The sequence below is a fragment of the Bacillus sp. FSL R10-2780 genome, from assembly GCF_038006125.1.
Taxonomy (GTDB): Bacteria; Bacillota; Bacilli; order Bacillales; family Bacillaceae_G; genus Bacillus_A; species Bacillus_A cereus_U.
The window spans coordinates 3,900,856-3,925,046 of the sequence record NZ_JBBOUQ010000001.1; the positions used below are offsets into that span (position 1 = coordinate 3,900,856).

The following is a 24,191-nucleotide window of genomic DNA, read 5'->3' on the forward strand; positions in this document are numbered from 1 at the left end:
ATGAAAAAATTTCAAAACCTCACTTTAATAATGGGGTTTCTTACAGTTATTTTTGGAGTGGGTATTTGGACGACAAAAGTTATCCTTATAGATAAAAAGACATTTTCTGAATTTGAGAACAGAAACTTAGCAATTAGACCTGCTGTAAATGCTTCCACTATAAAAACTGGAGAATTATTTAAAGGTATCGAAACATATTTTACAGATCATATTGGACCTAGAGATTTCTTTCTTGAAAGTTATATAAAGTTCCAACTGTCTATGAATCGAACATTTGTAAACAACATTCATGTTACAAACGATCAATTTATTTTTAATAGACCTAATATGGAAAATCATTTAAACGATGTTGATGCTGGGGTTCATGAATTAAATACTTTGAAAAAAGATTTTCCACAAACAGAATTCTATTTTTCTTTAGTTCCTAGTAAGCAAACAGCGTTACAATATAAGCTTCCCTCTTACCTAAATCTTGGGTACGAACAAATACTTAGGGATCACCTTGCTGAGAAGTTGGCAGAAACGAAATTCCCTATTATTGATGTATTACCAATGTTTCAAGAAAGATTTACTAACAAAGAACTAGAACGAATGTATTTAACTACAGACCATCATTGGAATATGGAAGGTGCCTTTTATGCGTATGAGGATACGATGAATTTTATTAATTCTCATTCAAACAAATATAAAGGACAACCAATAAAGAAAGACGACTACACCATTAACTGGGAAAAACCGAAAGGAAAGTTTGTTGGTAGCTGGAATAATCAATTGTACCGCTTAATTGATACTTCATCTGTACAAATTCCATATGTCCATTATAATTCGGGTGAATCTTGGGACGACTACACAGTTTACTATGGTGCTATTAAAGAGGATACCGCTAAGGAATCTATGGCTCAGTTTTACGGAAAAGAAAAAGATATTCCTGCTCCTGGATATGCTAGTTTTTATCAAACGGATTTCCCTGAAATAAACATCATTAATGAAAAGGCAGACAACGATTTACACCTTGTTATCTTAAAAGATTCGTATGCTGATGCTACATATCCTTTATTTGCACGTAATTTTGCTAAAACAACTTTTATTGATCCTCGTTACACGCAAGGAAAAAGTGTGAAACAGCAACTAGAAGAACAAAATGCAGATATTGTATTGTTTATATACAATGACACCAACGTTTATGGTGACATGTATAAATTTCAAAATGTAAAATAAAAACTTATTTTCAACTGTAATCAGTGGGATTAGAATCCCACTGATTACAGTCTCAATTTATATAGTAATATCGGGCTAACCTCAATCTAAAATCATTCAAATCATTATACGCTTCCAAATTCGCTAACATCCCTCGAATAACTGGAATCCTCGGATTTTGAACTCTCATTTCAGATTCTAAAACATCTAAAGTGACTAAAACCTCATCATTTTCCAGTTGGTCTGCTAATGTTCGTTTTAATATAATAATTTCATTTAAAAAATGCTCTTTCACTTGTTCTTTAATAAGCTCTGAGCTACAAAAAAGCTCCCCCATCTTTTCTTCATTTAAAACAGGCTCCTCCGAAGATTCTAGAAGCCCTTCTACTAAATCGTCTACTCTTTTTAAAATAAATGAAGAAACATGAGAGAAATCAATTTCCGGTTCATTTAAAATAATTAATTGTAAATAACCGTGGCATATCCCTTCCACCATAATTACCAAATCTAATAAATATGGACTGACCTTTTCACCATAAATAGACAGTAGGCTATTCCGATAAAATGCATGAGATTCTAACTTCATCCGCACCATAAACTCTTCTACTTCTTTATTAAATGGAATCGCATTTTCTCTTGCATGCATAATAATAAATTCTTTATGTTTTTGCACATCAGTAAACTGAAAATATAATTGTTTTTCAAATTTTTCACGTGGTAATAACGACTCTTTTTCAATATCCAGCATTTTCTTTTGGATTTTGTCATAATAATATCGAAGTGTTGCTAATAAAAGCTCATCTTTCGATTTAAAATACAAATAAAAAGCCCCTTTTGATATACCACAAGCTGTGACGATCTCTTGTACTGATGTTGCATTTACACCCTTAGTCGCAAATAACTTCATAGCCATCTCTATAATTAAGCGCTCTTTTTCTTTCATATCTTCTCTCCTAAACTTAATTTCGCATCTTATGTAAATTTAAATTCAATTTAATCTTATATTAGCAAGTAGCAAGACCCCTACCCAAAAATTTAACGTGACAAAAAAATTATTTTGAGGCCTATTATCTATATAGAAGCTCAATTAATAAAAGCTAATGATTCAGTAAGGAATAGTAAAAAATCTCCCCCCTTACAGTTTAACTTCATTATACCATCTCTTTTCATTGACTACTGACCGACCAGTCAGTTATATTATGTATTAGACTGACCAGTTGGTCAATACAATAAAAAGGGAGCGCAAACATGAACAAACTCATCAATTTCTCATTAAAAAATAAGTTCGCGGTTTGGCTACTAACCATTATTGTTACCATTGCAGGCATTTATTCTGGGATGAATATGAAGTTAGAAACAATCCCTGATATTACAACGCCTATTGTAACAGTAACTACGGTTTATCCTGGTGCTACACCAGAAGAAGTAGCTGATAAAATTTCAAAACCAATGGAAGAGCAACTCCAAAATTTAAGTGGTGTAAACGTTGTTAGTTCATCATCTTATCAAAACGCATCTTCTATTCAGGTAGAATATGATTTTGATAAAAATATGGAAAAAGCCGAAACGGAAATTAAAGAATCGCTCGCAAACGTGAAACTGCCCGAAAGTGTGAAAGACCCGAAAGTCTCACGAGTAAACTTTAATGCCTTTCCTGTTATTTCATTAAGCGTAGCAAGTAAAAATGAATCTTTAGCTGCCTTAACAGAAAATGTAGAAAAAAATGTTGTTCCTGGATTAAAAGGACTTGATGGTGTCGCATCTGTTCAAATCGCAGGTCAACAAGTAGACGAAGTACAGCTTGTCTTCAAAAAAGATAAGATGAAAGAATTAGGTTTAAGTGAAGATACCGTAAAAAATATGATTAAAGGTTCGGACGTATCGTTACCACTTGGCTTATATACATTTAAAGATACGGAAAAATCAGTTGTTGTCGATGGTAACATTACAACAATTAAAGCATTAAAAGAATTAAAAATTCCAGCTATCCCTTCATCACCGAATGGTCAAGGTAATCAAAATGCTGGTGCTGGAACACAAGCACCTCAGATGAATCCAGCCACTATGAACGGCATACCAACGGTTACATTAGAAGAAATTGCTGATATTAAAGAAGTCGGAAAAGCAGAGTCTATTTCTCGAACAAATGGAAAAGAAGCAATTGGAATTCAAATTGTAAAGGCTGCTGATGCGAATACAGTTGATGTTGTAAATGCGGTTAAAGATAAAGTAACAGACCTTGAGAAAAAATATAAAGACTTAGAGATTATTTCAACATTCGATCAAGGTGCGCCTATTGAAAAATCAGTCGAAACAATGCTTAGCAAAGCTATTTTCGGTGCTATCTTTGCGATTGTTATTATTATGTTGTTCCTGCGAAACATTCGAACAACGCTAATCTCTGTCGTTTCTATACCACTTTCTCTATTAATTGCAGTTTTAGTCATAAAACAAATGGATATTACGCTTAACATTATGACACTTGGAGCAATGACAGTCGCTATCGGACGTGTCGTCGATGACTCCATTGTTGTTATTGAAAATATTTACCGACGTATGTCGTTATCAGAAGAAAAATTACGTGGAAAAGATTTAATTCGTGAAGCTACGAAAGAAATGTTTATCCCAATTATGTCTTCTACAATTGTAACAATCGCTGTATTCTTACCTCTTGGGCTTGTAAAAGGTATGATTGGTGAAATGTTCTTACCATTTGCTTTAACAATTGTTTTTGCCCTACTCGCTTCCTTACTTGTGGCAGTTACAATTGTACCGATGCTAGCACATTCCTTATTCAAGAAGGAAAGCATGAGAGAAAAAGAAGTACATCATGAGGAAAAACCAAGCAAATTAGCAAACGGCTATAAACGTATACTTGAATGGGCGTTAAATCATAAAATTATTACATCAAGTATCGCTGTCCTTCTATTAGTTGGTAGTCTTGCACTTGTGCCGATTATCGGTGTAAGCTTCTTACCATCTGAAGAAGAAAAAATGATCATTGCAACATACAATCCTGAGCCAGGTCAAACATTAGAAGACGTTGAAAAAATCGCAACGAAAGCTGAGAAGCATTTCCAAGATAAAAAAGACGTCAAAACAATTCAATTCTCATTAGGTGGCGAAAACCCAATGAGCCCTGGTCAATCAAATCAAGCAATGTTCTTCGTTCAATATGATAACGATACGAAAAACTTTGAAAAAGAGAAAGAACAAGTCGTTAAAGATTTACAAAAGATGTCTGGAAAAGGTGAATGGAAAAACCAAGATTTCGGAGCAAGTGGCGGTAGTAACGAAATTAAGCTATACGTTTATGGAGATAGCTCTGAAGAAATTAAGCCTGTCGTGAAAGACATTCAAAATATCATGAAGAAAAATAAAGATTTAAAAGACGTAGACTCTAGTGTTGCAAAAACATATGCAGAATATACTTTAGTCGCTGATCAAGAAAAGTTAAGTAAAATGGGGCTAACTGCTGCTCAAATTGGGATGGGACTTTCGAATCAACATGATCGCCCTGTTCTAACAACAATTAAAAAAGACAGTAAAGATATAAATGTATATGTAGAAACTGAAAAACAAAACTATGAAACGATCGATGACTTAACAAATCGTAAAATTACAACGCCACTTGGTAATGAAGTTGCTGTTAAAGATGTTATGACTGTAAAAGAAGGTGAAACTTCTAACACAGTAACACATCGTGATGGCCGTGTTTATGCGGCGGTTAGTGCGAAATTAACATCTGATGACGTTTCAAAAGCATCTGCCGCTGTTCAAAAAGAAGTAGATAAAATGGATCTTCCTTCTGGTGTAGATGTTTCTATGGGCGGTGTTACACAAGACATTCAAGAATCATTCAAACAACTTGGCTTAGCGATGTTAGCTGCGATTGCTATTGTATACTTCGTTCTTGTTGTTACATTTGGCGGTGCCCTTGCACCATTCGCAATTTTATTCTCGCTACCATTCACAATCATTGGTGCACTCGTTGCCTTATTAATCTCTGGCGAAACGTTAAGTGTATCTGCGATGATTGGGGCTCTTATGCTAATTGGTATCGTTGTAACAAACGCTATCGTGCTCATTGACCGCGTTATTCATAAAGAAAATGACGGCCTATCAACACGTGAAGCATTATTAGAAGCTGGTGCAACACGCCTGCGTCCTATCTTAATGACTGCAATTGCAACAATCGGGGCTCTTATCCCACTTGCATTAGGATTTGAAGGTAGCGGTTTAATTTCTAAAGGACTTGGCGTAACCGTAATTGGTGGATTAACAAGTTCAACGTTATTAACACTTCTTATTGTTCCAATCGTTTATGAAGCACTAAGCAAATTTAAAAAGAAAAAAGTAAAATAAAAAATAACCTCGCTGACTGCGAGGTTATTTTTTATTCCCAAACAAGATTAGAAAATCACCATATCCTTCTTTTTCTAACTCTTCTTTTTGAATAAAGCGTAGCGCTGCTGAATTAATACAGTAACGAAGGCCATTTGGTCCTGGACCGTCTGGAAATACATGCCCAAGATGTGAATCTCCTTCTTTACTTCTCACTTCCGTACGCGTCATATTATGGCTAACATCCATTTTCTCTTTCACACTAGCTGACATAACTGGTTTCGTAAAACTCGGCCATCCACAGCCGCTATCGAACTTATCGAAAGAAGTAAATAATGGTTCACCCGAAGCAATATCTACATAAAGCCCTTCTTCTTTATGATTCCAATATTCATTTTGAAAAGGCGGTTCAGTTCCATTTTCCTGTGTTACATAAAACTGCATCTCGTTTAATCTTTCTTTTAAATGAGCATTATTCTTTGGCCAATGTTGTTTAATAAAAGTATCTCGTCCTGATCCTTTACGGTATAACTCATAGCGGAATGTGTTTTTCTTATGATAGCCTTGATGATATTCTTCAGCCAGATAAAACGTAGTAGCTGGCAATATTTTTGTAGCAACCGACTTCGAAAAACGTCCACTCTTCTCAATCTCTTCTTTTGAAACCTCTGCCTTTTTATGTTGTTCTTCATTATGATAAAAAATCACTGTTTCATAAGACTGTCCACGGTCGTGGAATTGCCCCCCCATATCAGTCGGGTCAATCTGTCTCCAATATATATTTAACAACTCTTCATACGGCATTTTATTTGCATCAAATGTAATTTGTACTGCTTCATAATGCCCAGTTGTTTCCGAGCACACTTCTTTATACGTTGGATTCTCTTTATGGCCACCTGTATAGCCTGAAACAACCTGTATAATCCCTTCCATCTCTTCAAACGGCGAAACCATGCACCAGAAACACCCACCAGCAAATGTAGCTAATTCCTTCTTTTCATTTATAGCCATTATTTCACCCCAATTGTATATTCTTCTTACAGTATGGCATAGAATACCATACTTTATAAAAGAAAAAGCATCGAATATCGATGCTTTTTCTTACTTTATTTTTTAGAAAAATCCTTCTCAGTTTCATCACTTGTCACATCTAAAACATCTAATAAGAATATGAAGATTGGGATACCGATAATAAGCCCCCATACACCTAAGAAATGCTCAGAAAAAATTAACACCATAAATGTGTAGAAGATTGGTAAATTTGTTTTTTGTGACATAAACTTCGGATTTAATACATAACTTTCAAGCGCATGAATTACTGTTACGATAACTACAATATAAACGACATACATAATACCGCCGATATTGTAAGCAATCATACAGAGTGGGAATAACGAGATAATAACACCCGCCACTGGAATTAAACCAAGCAAGAAAATCATTAACGCTAAACCTAGTAATTGAGGGAATCCTAATATCCATAATGCGATAACAGATAAAACACAGTTAACAATTGCAATTAAAAATTGTGCTTCGATTACTTTTCCGAATGAACGTGCAAATTTCTTTCCGAAATACTCTATTTCGTTATAAAAAATTGCAAGTCGACTTTCTTTAAATTTCGAAGTAAAAGCAACGATACGTGCTTTTTCAAGTAAGAAAAATAAGCTTAAAATTACAGAAAGTAAAACTTGAAGGCCAAATTTCCCAACATTCGTAATAGATTTATACAAAATGTCTACGCCTTGCCCTACATATTTAGAAAGCTCCATATGATTCACAGCATTAACTGCATACTTAATTAATTCACTATCAGGTGGATTTCTTAAAAATACATTGAATTGATAAATCAATTGTGAAATTTGTATTGTTAATACCGGTAAATATTTAAATAGCGTAATGGCAATTCCTGCCACTAACATTACATATAAAAGCGCTATAATAATTTTCCGATTAATTGGCATGAAATGATCTAATTTACGAGAAATAAACTTTTGGAATCGATCCATTAAATACGTCAACATAAACGTAATTAAAATTAAATTTAACATACTTTGCATCCCATACAATATGAGAGCAAGTAATACTAATACGATTAACCTCTGAAATCCTTTGCTTTGAAACAGGTTTTTTATTTGCATAATCGGCGAGTACTCTCTCCTGTCCTATAAAGTAAAACTTTAATAAGTAGCTCTCTCTATTCTCTACTTATAATTATCCTTTAATATTAAAGCCATTGCGAGCAATTGATCTTCAATCCTAACCGCCCATTAATTGTGCTAATATATTATGTTACTTCTTATTTTACAATACAATGACCTATTTCAAAACGCATTATGCTTAGTATTAATGAAGATTTAAGGAAACTTTTATTCTTATAAAAATAGGTCTTACCATTACTGTAACATAAAAAGCAAGCTATCAGTAGAAATCCGTCCTACAAATAGCTTGCTTTTATAATTTTTTAAGTAAGTTATATTACCCAATGAATGGCATAAACATCGGAATGACAACTACTGTTACAACCCCAACTACTGTTACAGCAATACTTGCCATAGCTGCCTCTACTTCACCCATTTCGATCCCTACAGCAACCCCTAATGCATGTCCCGCTGTTCCAAGAGCTAAACCTTTAGCAATCGGATGTTTAACTCTAAATGTTTTTAAGAATAAAGCTCCTAATGCGTATACGATAACTGCATTAAAGATAACTGCAAATGATGTAATTGCTGGAATACCACCGATACTTTCAGAGATTGGTAATGCAATTGCTGTTGTTGCTGCCTGCGGTAACATTGAGTTCATTACAGCTGTATCTAAACCAATTGCTTTTGCGACAATGAACACAACAACCACTGAACAAATAGATCCAACCACGATAGCCGATAAAATTTGCCACCAATATTTTTTTAACTTATCAACTTGTTTATATAATGGAATTGCAAATGCGATTGTTGCTGGTTCTAAGAAGAAACTAATCATCTTTCCGCCCGTATTATATTCCTCAAAGGTAAAGTTACCTACCTTTAAAAATACAATCCCTAATACCATTGCTACGAATAATGGTGTAAATAAGAAGAATCCTTTTGAGTGTTTGAATAAAAACGTTCCGATTCCGTATGCAATTAATGAAACGACGATTCCGAAATATGGAGTCATTGTGCTTGTCATGTTCATTACCTCCTAACCATGTATGGTCTAAAATAGTTACGCGACTTTTCCGTGTTTGCTTCCTTTGTTTACAACTTTCAACTCTTTTGTATCTTTTGTTTCTTTGTCATCTTTACCTAAAATCAATTGTGCAAATAAACCTGTTACAGCAAGTAAAATAATTGTTGCGACAACGATTACAGTTAAAATTTGTACGAAATATTGGCTCATTACACCAAGAGAGTTAATAACTGAAATACCTGATGGGACGAAAAGGAATCCGATAATACCTGTTAAAGCTGTTCCGAGTGATTCAACTTGCTCCAATTTAATAACCTTTAAACATAATAGACTAAATAAAACGACTAACCCGATTACTGATGAAGGCATCGGAATTGGTAAATGGGTTGAGATAATATTAGAAACTAACATAATAGCTGAAAAAACGAATATTTGTGATAGAAAACCATATACTTTTTTTGTGCTCATTTTGGCCACCTCTTTTGATTTGGTACCTTTATTTTATAGGATATAAACATTAAAGTAAGCGTTTACATAACGGGATGTCAAATATATACAGCCAATTACAATAATCATACGGTGAAATACAAAAGCTGCTTCTTAAATACGAAGCAGCTTTTTAAGTTCTTTTGCATATGTACGGCTAACTGGGACTTTGGATCCCTCTTTCATAATTAAGTTATAAGTCGAATTAAACCACGGCTGTATTTCAGAAATATGATTAATATTAGCAACGAAACTACGATGAACACGCATAAAAATTGTTTGTGGTAATTTCTTTTCCAAAATGACAAGCGTATCATGTGTTACATATGTTTCTTTCATTGTTTTTACAGTTACTTTCCCATCTACAAGCCCCACATAAATAATATCTTCAATGTTAACAAGTACAATTGATTCCTCAATCGGTAATGCTAATTTATGCATTTCGGTCGTTACATCTACACTCTTTACATCTTGCTTTGTTTCTAATTTTATTTGCTTTTGTTTTTTATATTTCTTTAATGTCTGTACGATACGTTCTTCATCAAATGGCTTTAAAATGTAATCTAATGCATCTACTTCAAATGCTTGCAGCGCATATTGATCATATGCAGTAGCAAACACAATTGAAGGTGGATTTTTCATTTTCTTTAATATATTTGCGATTTCAAATCCGTTATCATCAGATAACTGAATATCTAGAAAAACAATATCTGGTTTGTTTTTCATTAATTCTTCTAATGCATCCTCTACACAATCCGCCTCACCAATTATCTCTACTTCTTTTGTTTGCTCTAATAAATATTTCAATTCATCCCGTGCTAACATTTCATCATCAACTACTAATACTTTTAACACTCCGTTTTTCCTCCTCTACTTTTTTCGGAATTACAAAGAGGATCTTTGTCCCTTGCTCCAATTCACTTTCAATTTGAAGCATTGTCTCTTTCCCAAATAACCCGATAAGTCGTTCATTAATATTATATAAAGCTGTTCCAGTCCCTTTCTTTGATGGAACTACCATTTTTCCTAATTGCTCTAGACGTTCAATCTTAATCCCTTGTCCATTATCCTTCACTTCAAAGTGAACCATTCCTTCTTTTTCAAACACATGTACCTCGACTTGGCACACTGGCTGCTTTTTCGGAAAAGCATGGCGCAATGCATTTTCAACTAATAACTGAAGCACAAATGGTGGAACTAAAGTCACCTTTAGCGCCTCTTCAATGTACATCTTCACTTCATACTTATTCGGAAATCTCGCTTGCTCTAACGATAAATATGCATGTACATGATTCAACTCTTGTTCTAATGGAATAAGTAATTGTCGTGCCCCTTGCAAATTACAACGAAAATAAACGCTAAGCTGCAATAATAATTTTCTCGCCTTCTCTACATCTGTTCGGCATAAAGCTGATACTGTATTAATTGCATTAAATAAAAAATGCGGATTGATTTGTGCTTGCAGCGCTTTTATTTCGGCATCTTGCAATAACTTACTTTGTAACTCAGCTTCACCTAACTCAAGCTGTGTGGAGAATATTTTCGCTAGCCCTTCCGCTAACTCTTCTTCAACACGACTTAATTGATTAGAGTTTTTAAAATAAAGTTTTAATGTTCCTATCGTATTTCCATGTGAAGTTAATGGAATAACAACTGCCGCTTGTAATGGACACCCTTCATGTTGACAATTAATAATCTCACGTGATTTCGCCTTCATTATTTCCCCTGTTTTTAATACTTCTTTTGATAAACCTGTTATTAAACTGTGTGAAGGAATATGATGATCTGATGCTAATCCAACGTGAGCTAAGATTTTCTCTGTATCTGTTAAGGATACCGCATCCGTTCCCGTAAAGCGGTGAATAATTTGTGCCACATGTTTACAAGACTCTTCTGTTAACCCTTGGCGGAAATATGGTAACGTCTTATCAGCAATTCGTAATACTTTATGCGTCTGCAAAGCTTTTGCGTTTTCTTCTTGTCGTAAAATGGCTAGTATCATCGAAAGTAAAATAAAACTGCCAAAACTATTTACAAGAATCATCGGTAGCGCAATTGTTTTCACAACACTAAGTCCATCTTCTATAATTAATAGAATCATAAGCATTTCTAAAGTAACGATAAAAACACTTAAAACCGCAGAAAATTTAGGTGTAATAGTACGGTTATATTTTTTGAAGATGTATCCAATATAACCTGTTATAATCCCAGCCAAAATTGATGAGATTGCACAACTTACTGCCGTGGTCCCGCCAAGCATATAACGATGAATACCCGCAATAGAACCTACTCCAATTCCGACGATAGGACCACCTAGCAACCCACTAATTCCCACACCCATAATTCGTGTATTCGCAATTGTGCTGGATGATGAAACACCTTGTAACCAATTTTCATTCATAATAGTATTTCCTGCTATTTCAATCCCTGTGTAATTGCTCACAATTGTAAACACTGAAAAAATACAAATAAGCTTAAACTTATCTACATATCCGTCTTGCTTATGAAGAAGACGCCGGAACGTTTTAATATGAGAAAGTAAAAATCCTAAAATAACAATAAGTCCGACGCGTTCAATCATCATAAGTACTAAATTTAGCATCTGTGATTCATTCCTTTTTATATTAGTTAGTTTTATTATGGGAAAATAATGAAGTGGGCGTCAAGAAGAATGAAATGTTTTTTGAAATATTTTACACATAACAATCTCTCCTTTATTTGACAATCTAACAGAAGAGTGCTAAAAATAAAGTAATATAATACAGTCCTTTAACCCAACCCCGTGAGGTTGAGAAGGAAGTCGGAATATAATATACGTATGTTCTTTTTTAGGGGATACGTATGCTTTTTTGGCCTTCTCATCATATCAGGTGAGAAGGCCTTTTGTTATTCTTCCATAGCGACTGTAGAAGAAAATAAGGAGGAGTAATAATGAACATTACTACTGATGTACAATCATCAACAGAGGAGACGAAAGAGAAAAGATATAAAACATTATTTGGTTCTGCGCTAGGATACGCTGCAGAAGGACTAGATATGTTGCTCTTATCTTTCGTACTTGTCTACATTCTAAAAGAATTTCACCTTAGCCCTGTCGAGGGAGGGAACTTAACATTAGCCACAACAATTGGGATGTTAATTGGTTCCTATTTATTCGGATTTATTGCTGATTTATTCGGTCGTATTCGTACAATGGCCTTTACAATCTTACTATTTTCACTAGCAACCGCACTTATTTATTTCGCAACAGATTATTGGCAATTATTAATTCTTCGCTTTTTAGTTGGAATGGGCGTTGGTGGTGAATTCGGGATTGGAATGGCCATCGTAACAGAAACATGGTCTAAAGAAATGCGCGCTAAAGCGACATCAGTTGTTGCACTTGGCTGGCAATTTGGCGTCCTGGTTGCTTCACTCCTTCCAGCATTTATCGTCCCGCATTTTGGATGGAGAGCTGTTTTCTTATTTGGACTAATTCCAGCTTTACTAGCTGTCTATGTACGTAAAAGTTTAAGTGAACCGAAAATATGGGAACAAAAACAACGCTACAAAAAGGAATTGTTACAAAAAGAAGATGAAGGTAATTTAACGACTACTGAAGCAGAACAACTAAAACAAATGAAAAAGTTCCCACTTCGAAAGTTATTTGCAAGTAAAAAAGTAACAATAACAACAATTGGTCTTATTATCATGTCATTTATCCAGAACTTCGGATACTATGGAATTTTCACATGGATGCCAACTATTTTAGCGAATAAATATAACTATACATTAGCAAAAGCAAGCGGTTGGATGTTCATTTCTACTATTGGTATGCTAATTGGAATTGCAACCTTTGGTATTCTAGCCGATAAAATTGGCCGCCGCAAAACATTTTCATTATATTATATTGGCGGTACTATATACTGCCTCATTTACTTCTTCCTATTCACAGATGCGACATCATTGTTATGGGGAAGTGCCCTACTTGGATTCTTTGCAAATGGAATGATGGGAGGATTCGGAGCGATTTTAGCTGAAAATTATCCTGCTGAAGCTCGCTCTACGGCAGAAAACTTTATTTTTGGCACAGGGCGTGGGTTAGCTGGATTTGGACCGGTTATTATTGGATTACTCGCTACGGGCGGCAATCTACTTGGAGCGTTGTCCCTAATTTTTATTATCTATCCAATCGGATTGATTACGATGCTATTATGTGTACCCGAAACAAAGGGAAAAGTGTTAGATTAAGCATAAAAGAGGAAGCATCTCACTTAAGATGCTTCCTCTTTTCAATGTTTGTTTATTATTTACTTTGATTTACTAGCTTTCTGGAATAAGAAAGCTGTTTTATCTTTTTCTTCTACAATTCCTTGCTTTAATGCTAATTCCCCTGCAACTTTAGGTGCTAGCCACAGCATCGGGAATAATAGAATTGATACAGGAACAGCCGTCACTACAATAAAGGATTGTAGTGCATTAATACTTCCCTCACCCATATATAAAAGAATTGCTGCAACTGCGCCCATAATAAGCGACCAAAAAATTCGCAAGCTAATTCTAGGATCTCCATCTCCGGTCACTGCCATTGAAATGGAATAGGCCATTGAATCTCCTGTTGTCACTACAAATAAAATTGTTAATAAAAGAAATGCTGGTCCGATAACATTAGAAAGTGGTAATTGTTGCGTAATTGCAATCATAGCTGCTGGCATACCAGATTCACTTAATGCCACCGAGATAGAGCCTGGCTTCATTAACTCATAAAACACACCAGATCCGCCCAGTATAGTAAACCAAAACGTTGTAATAATAGGTGCGATAATTCCAATTGCAACGATTATTTCTCGAATCGTTCTTCCTCTTGAAATTCGGCTCACTAAAATTGCCATCATCGGTCCATATCCAATAAACCATCCCCAGAAGAAGATTGTCCACGACCCTAACCAGCCTGTATCACCACGATATGTGCTTATTGGAATAAATTCATGTATATAAAATCCAAACGAAGAAACAAATGAATCAATAATAAATCCACCTGGTCCAAATAATAATACGAATGCCATTAATAAAATTGCTAGTCTAACATTTAAATCACTTATAATTTGAATCCCTTTATCAATCCCCGTTACCGCAGATATAGTAGAAACAGCTACTACACAAACAATAATGGCTAATTGAGTAGTAAACACATCAGGAATTCCAAACAATGCTTGTAATCCGTAACTTGCTTGTAGTCCTAAAAATCCAATTGGACCAATTGTCCCTGCAGCTACCGCAATAATTGCAAACACATCGATCATTGTTCCAAGCCAACTCTTTCGCAATTTCTCCCCAAAAATAGGATATAAAAGCGTTCGAGGTTTTAACGGCATACCTTTATGATAATGCCCATACATCATAACTACTGCACTAATTGTCCCTAAAATCGTCCATGCTAAGAAACCCCAGTGCATATAACTTTGTGCTAAAGCAGGCATGACTGCTTCTTGCGTTCCAGCGGATACACCTTCATGTATTGGCGGAACTGTCATAAAATGATACATCGGCTCTGCTGCTGCCCAGAAAACACCACCGCCAGCAAGTAGCGTAGCCATAATAATTGCTAACCATTTCGCCGTACTAATCTCAGGCTTATCTAGCCCCCCGAGTTTAACCCTCCCATATTTTGAAAAGGCCATACCCATCGCAACGACAAATGTACCAATTAATAAAACTTGCCAAAAAGCACCAAAATATTTAATTGAAGCTGTAAAACTGCTATTAATGACTCCCTCTACGTAACTTTTATTTAAAATAACTGCAATTACAAATAATAAAAGTGAGCCACCACTAATAAGAAATACAGGCCAATCAGTTTTTTGACTCTTCATCCTCATTTACCTTCCTCCTTCCTCAGCAATCTAAAAAAACAACTTCATTATGTTTTATTGTTTATATTCCACACACAATAATTATATAAGTATAATGTTTTAGTGATTTCACACACTTATGTTGTCCCTAAAAATATGCTAAATCCTTTATTTTAAAAGAATATTCTATTCCTCTTACATAAAAACGCAAAACAAAAGACCTTATATTTCTATAAGGTCTTCGAAACAGAAATTTGATTATAACACAAGGAAATGGCCGTTTCAAAAAAGGGCGTGCTAAAAGAGCTAGAAGTAAAGGCTTCCAACTGCTATCTAATAGGAATTAAAAAAAATTTAAATTTCACGATTGATACCTTTATATTACAAACTACTTATGGAAGAAATTAGGAGAGATAATGTCATTTGGATACGGTTTATGATAAATATGAGTTGCAGCAGGTGATAACGGAGGAATTAACCATACCCAGTTGCCAGTTACAACCCGTCCACAAGCAACTTCTTGCTTCTCAAACTGCTGAAATTGCTGGGCGGCAGTATGGTGATCTACAATGCTAACCCCTTGTTTTTTGAAAGAATGTAAAACAGCTATATTTAACTCAATTAACGCTTTGTCTTTCCATAACGTACTATTTCTAGAAGTATCTAAATTCATCATCTCTGCAACTGCTGGAAGCAAATTATAACGGTCATGATCCGCTAAATTACGAGCACCAATTTCAGTCCCCATATACCATCCATTAAACGGGGCTGCTGTATAAGAAATACCACCAATTTCTAAACGCATGTCTGAAATCATCGGTACCCCATACCATTTTACTTCTAGTGATGAAATTGGGTACTCTGGATGTTCAATTGGTACCTCTTTCACTTCTTTTTTAGGAATTTCTTTATATACAGGATCCTTTCCATCAACAGAAAATACAAGCGGTAATACGTCAAAATGTGTACCTTCTCCTTGCCACCCAAGACCTTGACATAAATCAGTAAATGCGGCGGAGTGTGAGTCACCAATCACTCCCATTTCCGTTTTGTATCCTGCATATCGAATTAATTGATGATTATAAAGTCGTATATTATTCTCTTCACCTTGATATTGCTTAAAAATCGTAATTGTCGGTTTAACTTTCCCATCATTCGTCGCATATTTAATATGATGAATTAATGCATTATATACACCTTCTTCATCATTTACTTCACGCGCATCTAATATGTGCATCTTACTCCAAAATAATCTCCCAATGCATCTATTACTATTACGCCATGCCATTCGTGATCCATGAACAAGCTCTTCAAATGTATGCTCATACGTTCCAGTCTTTTCTATCTCTATTAAAATTTCGTTCATACGCTCTTTTATTAATTTCTCTTTATTAAGTTCCTTATAGCAAACGGTAATAAAATTACTTGCTTCCTCTATTAATTGTTTCGTTTTGCTCATAAACAATCTCCTTCTATCTCAACAAGACACTACTACTTTACAGTATAAGCAAAAAGGATAAGAGTCACAAACGAAATCAAAAGTGTTACTTTTATCGTAATATTTTTCAGAAAATTTTTATATTTTTTGTTGACTTCCGAAAAAAACAAGTGTATTTTTGACTTAAGTAAAATATTTTTACCTAGAACAACTTTTCAGGTAGAAAGGAGGTAATTTCACGTATTCATTTCAATTGCCCAACCTTTCATATGACTATGATGAACTAGATCCATATATTGGTATGATACATTAGTATTCATCATGCATGTAAGGTAAATTTGGTGATGTAAAACTAGTATTGTTGAAATCCTCCAGAATCCCCTGGATTGCCACCGGGGGATTTATGATTATTTCAGTATATTTATGTAATGCTGTAACACATTTTTGATTTCTGTATTTAATTCTCGGAACGGAAATCCTAATTCGCGAGCCTTTCTATTATGTAACGTACAATTAATTATTTCATTATAAGGTGCTATATTCTCTCCCGCTTCTTGAATAAGAGCTTTTGTCCCACTGTTGTCTTCTATGAAACGAATAACTTCTTCCATGGAAATCACTCCGTTACTACAAGCATTAATTGGACTTTCTATATTTTCCATTCCGCACCATGCTAAAAACTCTCCTGCTTCTTTTTCATGTATGAACGATAACTGTCCATCTACATCATCGACAACAATACACTCTTGTTTCACAACATTTTCAACGTAAAATTGTAATCTCTTCGTATAATCATTTTCTCCAATAACGACGGGAAATCTTACCGCAACGACTGGGAATGCTGCCTGTTGAAACAACACTGCTTCCGCTAATTTCTTTCCCTCACTATAAGTGAAATCCCCTCTATCTCCATACGTAATCGAATATTCATACGGGTTGAACTCTTCTTCTTGCAAGTTTAATGCAGGCTCATATACCGCCATTGAGGATGTCATAACATATTTTTTCACTCTACCACGTAATACTTTACATATAACTTTCGCGGCGTTCGGGCTATAACATAAGTTATCGTATACAATATCATAACTTTTACCTTCTACGCGCTCTTCCAGTAATTTCTCGTCTTCTCTATCTACTACAATTCTTTTTACCGTATCCCCAAAAGAATCCTCCGTAAATCCTCGTGTTGCAATTGTTATATCGTGCCCCTCTTGTAAAAGTGCTTCTACTAATTGCTTACCAAAAAACCTTGTTCCCCCTAGAACCAACACTTTTTTCACTTTCGTCATCCCCTATTTTGTAAAATACTACCTTAATTATAAACATGAATATAAATAAAAGCATGGAATCATTATACAGATTCCATGCTTTCTTACATACGATACTTTAACGTACTCGATATTTAAAAATACAATAGCAGCAATATAAAATAGAAATTACTGATACATAAACCCATAGTTCATATACGAATCCCTCTCCCCATACTCCCATAAAATAAAAGAGTGAAGGCAACGTCAATGTTACCCATGATTGTACAAAAGCAATTCTGCCAAGATATTGATTGATATTCTTTTTTTGTGCATTTAACACAAAGAATAAATACCAAAGTAATGCCCACATAAACCATGTTAACGCATTAACAACATCGTGGAATTGAACAAATGAAACAACCATATAGAATAAAGCAATAATTGCTACCCAAATACAGAACCAACCTAGTCCACTACTATCCATTCCTTTAATAAAAGTAACGCCTACATATAAATAAGTTAAACCAAATAAAAAAGTAGCTGCATATGAATATACCGTCCAATTACTTTGATCAGAAATCATAATCAAATAGAACGGAATGATAATTTGTAATGCCCCCACAAATAAATTAAAGACACCTGCACTTTTCATCTCTACTTTTCCTAATATGACAAGACTATTTAAAAATAAAGCTGCACCTGAAAGTAATAATCCTACGTAACCCATATATATTCGTGTGAAAATCTTTCCCTTTCACACTTTTAACCTCCCCACAATATAAAGTAATCCTTTATCCCGCATTAACGGGCAGTAAAACTCCCACCTCAAAATTCAGCTGGAGCAAAGAAGTTAGGTGGGAGATCAACTGCCCGTAAAAGCCCGATTGGTTCAACTAATAATCAGTGGGGGATGAACAAAACCCCCACTGATTAAAGTTTCACTTTATTATTTTTCTTCCTATTTAAAACTACATACATAATTTTTAACCTGAATAAGTCAGACTTCCTACCTTAAAAAAGAACAGATTTAAAACGCTTTCAATAATAAATAACCCTATCAGAACATTAAATAGGATTCCTTGATTATAAACGTACTCTAACCATGATACAAGTATTGGAATTCTTTTCAATATTACGTTTTTTATTTCTATGAAAAATTAGTAGGATGATGCATTTCCCCTACCTCACTCTACTAATTTCTAGCATAGAATATTATAAAGTGAAACTTTAATCAGCCCTCACCAATCGGGCGTTTACGGGCAACCTAACTTCTTTGCTCCACCTGGATTTTGAGGTGGGAGTTTTACTGCCCACAAATAGCGGGATAAAATAGGCTGGTCAGTCATAGTCAATCTTGATAGTCTCTTATTCCGAACAATTGCTATTTATCATAAATATCATTCGGATTAATTGTGGGAATAAATCCATTTATAGAACTATATTTTTTAGATACGGTATTTGGAGTAACGGTAAACGTTACAATTTTATTACTTTGTTGTTTAAAATAGCGCATCCAATTTTGACTCCATTCATCTTTCGCAATAACTTGTTTATTGAAGTCTTCCCACAATACACCATGTATAAAATTCAAGGATGTATTTTTGATTGTTTCAAATCCCCAATTCTGTATAAGAAGCAGGTTGGAATCAACACTTTTAATTTCTTTTAATAAATTTACATATGCTTCTCGAAATTTCCCTTGTGTAGCTGGCTGATCATAAAAATAGTCATCAATATCACCAGCCGTATCTAAAAACACCCCATCTATGCCTTTGCCAATAATTTGCTGTTTTACTTTATTAACAACAATCCCACGGTAATGTTCATCAGCTAAGTTCATAATATATGTATTCCACTGCTCAATCTTCATTTTCTTACCGTCTCTATAATAATAGTCTGATTCAATTACTTGCGATTTATGCCACACTTCTAATTCTAAAACACTAACATAACCAAGGACTACCGTTCCTGATTTTTTTAATTGCTGAACCTGTTCTTTCGTAAATGCATATGGCTCTATAATAACCATGTCATACTTTGAAAGTCTCTCAATTACTTGCTCATTTGCTTCACCATAATAAATTTTATAACTTCGTACATTTTTTAAAGCTGGTTCCACAACATTTGCTTGTGCGGATGTACTTGAGGAAAAAATAAAAGAAAATATAGCTAAAAAGCATATAGAACGTTTCCACTCCATAGTAATATTACCCCCTATACAACTGTAATTTTCTATCGTTTAAATTTTAACATCTTTAAATACTAATACAAACATAGTAATTCCATAACATTTTACATTTTTTTAAACTCGATATTTTTATGAAAATCCCAATAAATACAATTCATTAACAAAAATTAGAATTTATTTCACTTGAATTTACTACATCCCTGTTGATAAAATGATTTGGGCTTTATATATTATATATCTCAAAATAATTCTTTTAAATTATGTATTTTATTTCAGTGTACTATTCCTTAAAATTAAATTTGCAAATGAAAGAAGGAATTTATTTATGTACTATAAGCAATCCAATTCATTCCAAAAAATGATTGAACCTACAGTTTTATTTGTTGCACTATTTTTTCTCTCAATACTAACTGATTTTCTAACACCAACGTATGAATACTTCTTAATCTTATTTATTACATTAATTATTTCTAGCCGGTATGGCATATCTATTGCCCTTTTCGCCTTTCTGGAAGCAATGATTTATATTTTTATAAGCGGTATATATAAAGAAAATGATATATTGCTGTACTTTTATTCATTAGATTACTGGATAAGTTGGATTTTCTTACTTGTTATTAGTTTATGTTGTGGACTAATGAGTACTGCACAAAAAGAACGTTATGAAGATGTACATATGATAAATAATGAGCTGAAAGCCGAAAATAAAGAATTAAAATATGTTGTGAAACAATTGGATGAAACACGTATTACACTACGTTCTCGTGTACTTGAATCAAATAACCACTTATCTAAAATGTATCATATGTTTAAAGCTTTAAATCATACACATCCTGAAATTGTACTCGATGAAGGAATAAATGTATTAAAGATGTACTTTGGAGCAAAAAAAATTGGTATCTATCACGTCGATAACAATAAACAATCGCTTCGTATTAAATTAAGATCAGAAACTGGTAAAAGTACATTATCTCAATCCATTTTTGTTAAAAACGCTTCGTTAGTCATCAAAAATGCTCTAGCACATAATCGACCTTTTTTCCGTACAGATGAAGATTTTCAAGATGCTCCACTTTTAGTTGGTCCCGTCCTATTCCAAGATGATGTACAATACGTCATTATATTAGACGAAATCGAGTTTTCAAAAGTAACTTCTGAGCAATTCGAACTTTTCACATGGTATTTACGCTGGATGGGTGATCGTTTACAGAACGCTTCTAATCTTTGGCTATCGAGTCAAGAGGATCGCACATTCCCTAAAACAAGCATTTATTATGAAGATGAATTTGAACATTTACTAAAAATAGAAAAAAAACGTTACGAAACATTATCTTATCCATATTCCTATTTTGAGTTCAATGCTCCGCAAGATTCTTTAGAAATGATAAATTCTATTTTAAAAGATCATTTACGTGATATCGATATATTCGGTTATAGTACGACCGGACAAAAAATTATGATTTTATTACCTGGCACTGAAGAAAAGTTTTTACTACAAGTTCAAACTCGTATACAAAATGCTCTTTCTTCTAAAGGAGTGATATTCTAATGATTTTACTCCTTCTTTATTTTATTTATGCTATTTTGGTTTTTCTTTTATTTCGATTTACGAAAAGTTTAATTGCTAAAGATAAAAAAGGAATTATTGAATTTTGCTTGATTATCTCTCTTCTTTTCCCGCTTATCGGACTTATTGTATCAGTAATCATGTTATTACTTAATATAAGACGATCAAAAACCGATTGGTTACAGCAATACTCTGAGTATGTTTCCTTTCAAGTTGATAATTACGAAGATATTTTAGAATCAGCAAAACAAGATATGGACTTAATTTCATTTTCTTCTGGATTAGAACTAGATAAGCCTGAATTACATAAACAACTCATTGTACAGTTAAGCTCCTCCTCTATTTCTAATGAAGGAGGCTTATTGAAAGAAGCAATTCACCATAAAGATCCTGAAACTGTACATTACGCAGCAACTACTATTAATTTACTAAATGAACGGTACGAAAAGCAGATCGAATACTTAAATAAGCAATTTCTACAAAATCCACAAAATGAAATTGCAAAAGAATTGGTTTCTAACTATTTAAGATATATAGACAGCGGTCTTCTTTCTAATCAGCAAAAAGAAAAAATAATCGATGAATTTATGAATTTTATTACACAAGGTGTAGAACTATTCCCTAACGAACCTCTTTACCCTTTCCATCTTGGAAATCTGTTTCTACACACAAAACAATATGCAAAGTCTGAAGAACAATTTTTAAATCTTATTCATTTCTATCCTGAATCATATTACGGCTATGTTGGATTACTTGAAATATATTATGAGCAACAGTTATGGGACGAGCTCTATAACTTAATCAATAATCTAACAGATGTAAAAAGAGTTCATATACTACCGCGTAAATATCAATTATTTGTAAGGCAGTTTGGAGGCGCACACATTGAAAAAGGGGATTAATATATATATCGGGATTATTAGTATCATTTTATTTCTCTTAATTTTATCCATCCTTATATATCGAACAGAAAATTTTTATCAAAAGTTTTCTGTTCCTAAAACTAAAGAAACAGATACTGTTAAAACACTCAAAGCAAAAGATGTAACTCAAAATGGACAAAAAATGCAATTATACGTTTTAAAAACGGATAATACATTAGGGCAACAAGTCGAATTTAATACGAAGAAGGCAATGGATTACGCACACCTACACTATAAAGATATTACAGCTAATGAAATTAAGGGACTTACTCCTTCTCCCTATACAGGGATTATTATTACAGGTGAAATAATGGAGCAACTTCCACAAGCTGATATTCAAAATTTTGTACAAATGGGCGGAAGGATTATTATCGCAAACCGACTTGATTCAGATCCTTCCTGGAACACATTATTTGGTATTACAAAAAAAGAAGGTTTCAAAGATGCGAAAGGATTAACCTTTGAAGAAGTTTTATTCCCTGGTTATCCAGATCTCCCAAGTTCTTCTCCATTGTTTACTCATAGCTCAATGAATATTACGCTAGATGAGAATACAACTAATACTTGGATTACAGCGGAAGATACTCCCATCCTCTGGACCAATGACTACGGTGAAGGAAAAGTCTTATATTGGAATACAACAGCATTGAACGATAAATTAGGTAGAGGTATGTTCGTTCAATCACTGGGTACTATTTTCCCGACTTTCGCTACAGCACAACTTGGAGCGGAGATTATGTATATCGATGACTTCCCATCTCCAATTCCAAGTGGAGAACTAAAAAACTTAACAACAGAAAAAATTTCTGTTGAAGAATTTTATAAAAAACATTGGTGGAAAAATATGAAGGATATCTCTGAAGAGCTTGATATTAAATATACGGGTGTTGCAATTGGGACATACCAAAATAAAGTAACGCCACCTTTTGAAGATTTCACAGGTAAAAATAGAAATACCTATTTATTATTTGGGAGAGAATTATTAAGTCACGGCGGGGAAATAGGCATTCATGGCTATAACCATCAACCTTTATTATTACCACCGGACCCAGTAGATAAAGCACTTGAATATGTTCCATGGAATTCAAAAGAGGATATGGAGAGCTCCTTAGATGCTCTACAAAAACTCGTGTATAACTTCTTTCCAAATGAAAAGTTAAAAACCTATGTACCACCATCCAATATTATAAATACAACTGGATTAAGTGCATTAAACGACGCAGTTCCAACTATAGAAACAGTTGCTTCTCTATATGTGGGGAGTACAAGTAACGGCAGTTTAATTCAAGAATTTGGACCAGATGAACATAACAAAAACATTTATCACTTCCCGCGTATTACGAGTGGCTATGCTATCACAGATGAAGAGCAATTTATCTTAACTGATGTTACCGCAAATTTAGGGGTTATCTCACATTTCGTCCATCCGGATGATATCCTTGATGAAAAACGCTCGGGTAACTTAACATGGGAAGAATTATTTAAGGCTTATAAAACGACAATTAAAGAAATACGAGAAAGATATCCTTATATAAAAAGTATGACCCAAAGTGAAGCAACTGCTTCTATGAAAATTTATCAAACTGGTGACCTAGATGTCTCTTATGAAGATGATGCTGTTCACATTGCATATAAAGGGTTATCAAATCATACTTCAACAATTATACGTGTAGAAGAAGGTAAGAAGATACAACCTGGCTCATTCTCTTACGGTACAGTTAAAAAGCTTGATTCCCAAATTTATAGCGTTACGTTAACGAAAGCCAGCGCTACGATCCCAATTAAAGGAGAATAAC

General features: G+C 34.1%; 18 protein-coding genes and 1 pseudogene. 6 read left to right on the forward strand and 13 right to left on the reverse strand.

Annotated features, from left to right (window positions below; all coding sequences use genetic code 11):
• Entirely contained in the window at nucleotides 1–1,218 is a 1,218-nt protein-coding gene (locus tag NSQ47_RS20320; protein WP_341037890.1) for an alginate O-acetyltransferase AlgX-related protein, read from the forward strand.
• Nucleotides 1,219–1,270: 52 nt separating this feature from the next.
• Here NSQ47_RS20320 and NSQ47_RS20325 read toward each other — a convergent pair whose 3' ends face one another.
• Entirely contained in the window at nucleotides 1,271–2,140 is an 870-nt protein-coding gene (locus NSQ47_RS20325; RefSeq protein WP_215580312.1) for a TetR/AcrR family transcriptional regulator, read from the reverse strand.
• 305 nt (nucleotides 2,141–2,445) lie between these two features.
• Here NSQ47_RS20325 and NSQ47_RS20330 point away from each other — a divergent pair, with 305 nt between their 5' ends.
• The gene (locus NSQ47_RS20330) at nucleotides 2,446–5,562 is read left to right on the forward strand and encodes an efflux RND transporter permease subunit (RefSeq protein ID WP_341037892.1); all 3,117 of its coding nucleotides are present in this window, start codon (nucleotides 2,446–2,448) and stop codon (nucleotides 5,560–5,562) included.
• 24 nt (nucleotides 5,563–5,586) lie between these two features.
• Here NSQ47_RS20330 and msrB read toward each other — a convergent pair whose 3' ends face one another.
• From msrB to lytS, 7 genes and pseudogenes are all read right to left on the reverse strand, one after another.
• Nucleotides 5,587–6,039: a peptide-methionine (R)-S-oxide reductase MsrB gene (msrB, locus tag NSQ47_RS28255; protein ID WP_372343026.1), complete on the reverse strand. Its 453-nt coding sequence runs from the start codon at nucleotides 6,037–6,039 to the stop codon at nucleotides 5,587–5,589.
• A gap of 45 nt (nucleotides 6,040–6,084) precedes the next feature.
• Nucleotides 6,085–6,552, reverse strand: a pseudogene (gene msrA / locus NSQ47_RS28260) (peptide-methionine (S)-S-oxide reductase MsrA); the annotation flags it as partial.
• Between the two features lie 95 nt (nucleotides 6,553–6,647).
• The gene (locus NSQ47_RS20340; RefSeq protein ID WP_002198704.1) at nucleotides 6,648–7,682 is read right to left on the reverse strand and encodes an AI-2E family transporter; all 1,035 of its coding nucleotides are present in this window, start codon (nucleotides 7,680–7,682) and stop codon (nucleotides 6,648–6,650) included.
• Between the two features lie 337 nt (nucleotides 7,683–8,019).
• Nucleotides 8,020–8,712: an antiholin-like protein LrgB gene (lrgB, locus tag NSQ47_RS20345; RefSeq protein ID WP_002113184.1), complete on the reverse strand. Its 693-nt coding sequence runs from the start codon at nucleotides 8,710–8,712 to the stop codon at nucleotides 8,020–8,022.
• Nucleotides 8,713–8,748: 36 nt separating this feature from the next.
• Nucleotides 8,749–9,180, reverse strand: coding sequence for an antiholin-like murein hydrolase modulator LrgA (lrgA, locus tag NSQ47_RS20350; RefSeq protein ID WP_002113185.1), 432 nt, complete (start codon nucleotides 9,178–9,180; stop codon nucleotides 8,749–8,751).
• 132 nt (nucleotides 9,181–9,312) lie between these two features.
• Nucleotides 9,313–10,053, reverse strand: coding sequence for a LytR/AlgR family response regulator transcription factor (locus NSQ47_RS20355; protein WP_002113186.1), 741 nt, complete (start codon nucleotides 10,051–10,053; stop codon nucleotides 9,313–9,315).
• Nucleotides 10,031–11,800, reverse strand: coding sequence for a two-component system sensor histidine kinase LytS (gene lytS, locus NSQ47_RS20360; protein ID WP_070129268.1), 1,770 nt, complete (start codon nucleotides 11,798–11,800; stop codon nucleotides 10,031–10,033). Before lytS ends, NSQ47_RS20355 begins: the two co-directional genes overlap by 23 nt.
• A 329-nt stretch (nucleotides 11,801–12,129) precedes the next feature.
• On the opposite strand from lytS, the gene NSQ47_RS20365 reads away from it, so the two are divergent.
• Nucleotides 12,130–13,428, forward strand: a complete 1,299-nt coding sequence (locus tag NSQ47_RS20365; protein ID WP_002113188.1) for an MFS transporter — start codon at nucleotides 12,130–12,132, stop codon at nucleotides 13,426–13,428.
• A gap of 59 nt (nucleotides 13,429–13,487) precedes the next feature.
• Here NSQ47_RS20365 and NSQ47_RS20370 read toward each other — a convergent pair whose 3' ends face one another.
• The 5 genes from NSQ47_RS20370 to NSQ47_RS20390 form a co-directional block, all read right to left on the reverse strand.
• Entirely contained in the window at nucleotides 13,488–15,056 is a 1,569-nt protein-coding gene (locus NSQ47_RS20370; RefSeq protein WP_078180468.1) for a BCCT family transporter, read from the reverse strand.
• A gap of 361 nt (nucleotides 15,057–15,417) precedes the next feature.
• Nucleotides 15,418–16,488, reverse strand: coding sequence for a nitric oxide synthase oxygenase (locus tag NSQ47_RS20375; RefSeq protein ID WP_002159684.1), 1,071 nt, complete (start codon nucleotides 16,486–16,488; stop codon nucleotides 15,418–15,420).
• Nucleotides 16,489–16,874: 386 nt separating this feature from the next.
• Nucleotides 16,875–17,756 (reverse strand): NAD-dependent epimerase/dehydratase family protein, encoded by an 882-nt coding sequence (locus NSQ47_RS20380; protein WP_341037897.1) that lies wholly within the window; start codon nucleotides 17,754–17,756, stop codon nucleotides 16,875–16,877.
• 97 nt (nucleotides 17,757–17,853) lie between these two features.
• Nucleotides 17,854–18,444 (reverse strand): AmiS/UreI family transporter, encoded by a 591-nt coding sequence (locus tag NSQ47_RS20385; RefSeq protein ID WP_000542579.1) that lies wholly within the window; start codon nucleotides 18,442–18,444, stop codon nucleotides 17,854–17,856.
• A gap of 654 nt (nucleotides 18,445–19,098) precedes the next feature.
• Nucleotides 19,099–19,917 (reverse strand): putative glycoside hydrolase, encoded by an 819-nt coding sequence (locus NSQ47_RS20390; protein WP_341037899.1) that lies wholly within the window; start codon nucleotides 19,915–19,917, stop codon nucleotides 19,099–19,101.
• A gap of 313 nt (nucleotides 19,918–20,230) precedes the next feature.
• Here NSQ47_RS20390 and NSQ47_RS20395 point away from each other — a divergent pair, with 313 nt between their 5' ends.
• Genes NSQ47_RS20395 through NSQ47_RS20405 form a run of 3 tightly spaced genes read left to right on the forward strand, consistent with a single transcriptional unit; the run spans nucleotide 20,231 to nucleotide 24,190 of the window.
• Nucleotides 20,231–21,454, forward strand: a complete 1,224-nt coding sequence (locus NSQ47_RS20395; protein WP_341037901.1) for a nucleoside-diphosphate sugar epimerase — start codon at nucleotides 20,231–20,233, stop codon at nucleotides 21,452–21,454.
• The gene (locus NSQ47_RS20400; RefSeq protein WP_002113196.1) at nucleotides 21,454–22,374 is read left to right on the forward strand and encodes a tetratricopeptide repeat protein; all 921 of its coding nucleotides are present in this window, start codon (nucleotides 21,454–21,456) and stop codon (nucleotides 22,372–22,374) included. Before NSQ47_RS20395 ends, NSQ47_RS20400 begins: the two co-directional genes overlap by 1 nt.
• Nucleotides 22,358–24,190 carry a DUF2194 domain-containing protein gene (locus tag NSQ47_RS20405; RefSeq protein WP_341037904.1) on the forward strand — a complete coding sequence of 611 codons (1,833 nt, stop codon included), beginning with the start codon at nucleotides 22,358–22,360 and terminating at the stop codon, nucleotides 24,188–24,190. The genes NSQ47_RS20400 and NSQ47_RS20405 overlap by 17 nt, the downstream gene beginning before the upstream one ends.
• Nucleotide 24,191: the final 1 nt, after the last annotated feature.

What these genes read in the sequence shown, in the direction of transcription:
- NSQ47_RS20320 (WP_341037890.1), top strand. Translation starts at nt 1, where the DNA reads ATGAAAAAATTTCAAAACCTCACTTTAATAATGGGGTTTCTTACAGTT.
- NSQ47_RS20325 (WP_215580312.1), bottom strand. Translation starts at nt 2,140, where the DNA reads ATGAAAGAAAAAGAGCGCTTAATTATAGAGATGGCTATGAAGTTATTT.
- NSQ47_RS20330 (WP_341037892.1), top strand. Translation starts at nt 2,446, where the DNA reads ATGAACAAACTCATCAATTTCTCATTAAAAAATAAGTTCGCGGTTTGG.
- NSQ47_RS20340 (WP_002198704.1), bottom strand. Translation starts at nt 7,682, where the DNA reads ATGCAAATAAAAAACCTGTTTCAAAGCAAAGGATTTCAGAGGTTAATC.
- lrgB (WP_002113184.1), bottom strand. Translation starts at nt 8,712, where the DNA reads ATGACAAGCACAATGACTCCATATTTCGGAATCGTCGTTTCATTAATT.
- lrgA (WP_002113185.1), bottom strand. Translation starts at nt 9,180, where the DNA reads ATGAGCACAAAAAAAGTATATGGTTTTCTATCACAAATATTCGTTTTT.
- lytS (WP_070129268.1), bottom strand. Translation starts at nt 11,800, where the DNA reads ATGCTAAATTTAGTACTTATGATGATTGAACGCGTCGGACTTATTGTT.
- NSQ47_RS20365 (WP_002113188.1), top strand. Translation starts at nt 12,130, where the DNA reads ATGAACATTACTACTGATGTACAATCATCAACAGAGGAGACGAAAGAG.
- NSQ47_RS20370 (WP_078180468.1), bottom strand. Translation starts at nt 15,056, where the DNA reads ATGAGGATGAAGAGTCAAAAAACTGATTGGCCTGTATTTCTTATTAGT.
- NSQ47_RS20375 (WP_002159684.1), bottom strand. Translation starts at nt 16,488, where the DNA reads ATGAGCAAAACGAAACAATTAATAGAGGAAGCAAGTAATTTTATTACC.
- NSQ47_RS20380 (WP_341037897.1), bottom strand. Translation starts at nt 17,756, where the DNA reads ATGACGAAAGTGAAAAAAGTGTTGGTTCTAGGGGGAACAAGGTTTTTT.
- NSQ47_RS20385 (WP_000542579.1), bottom strand. Translation starts at nt 18,444, where the DNA reads ATGGGTTACGTAGGATTATTACTTTCAGGTGCAGCTTTATTTTTAAAT.
- NSQ47_RS20390 (WP_341037899.1), bottom strand. Translation starts at nt 19,917, where the DNA reads ATGGAGTGGAAACGTTCTATATGCTTTTTAGCTATATTTTCTTTTATT.
- NSQ47_RS20395 (WP_341037901.1), top strand. Translation starts at nt 20,231, where the DNA reads ATGTACTATAAGCAATCCAATTCATTCCAAAAAATGATTGAACCTACA.
- NSQ47_RS20400 (WP_002113196.1), top strand. Translation starts at nt 21,454, where the DNA reads ATGATTTTACTCCTTCTTTATTTTATTTATGCTATTTTGGTTTTTCTT.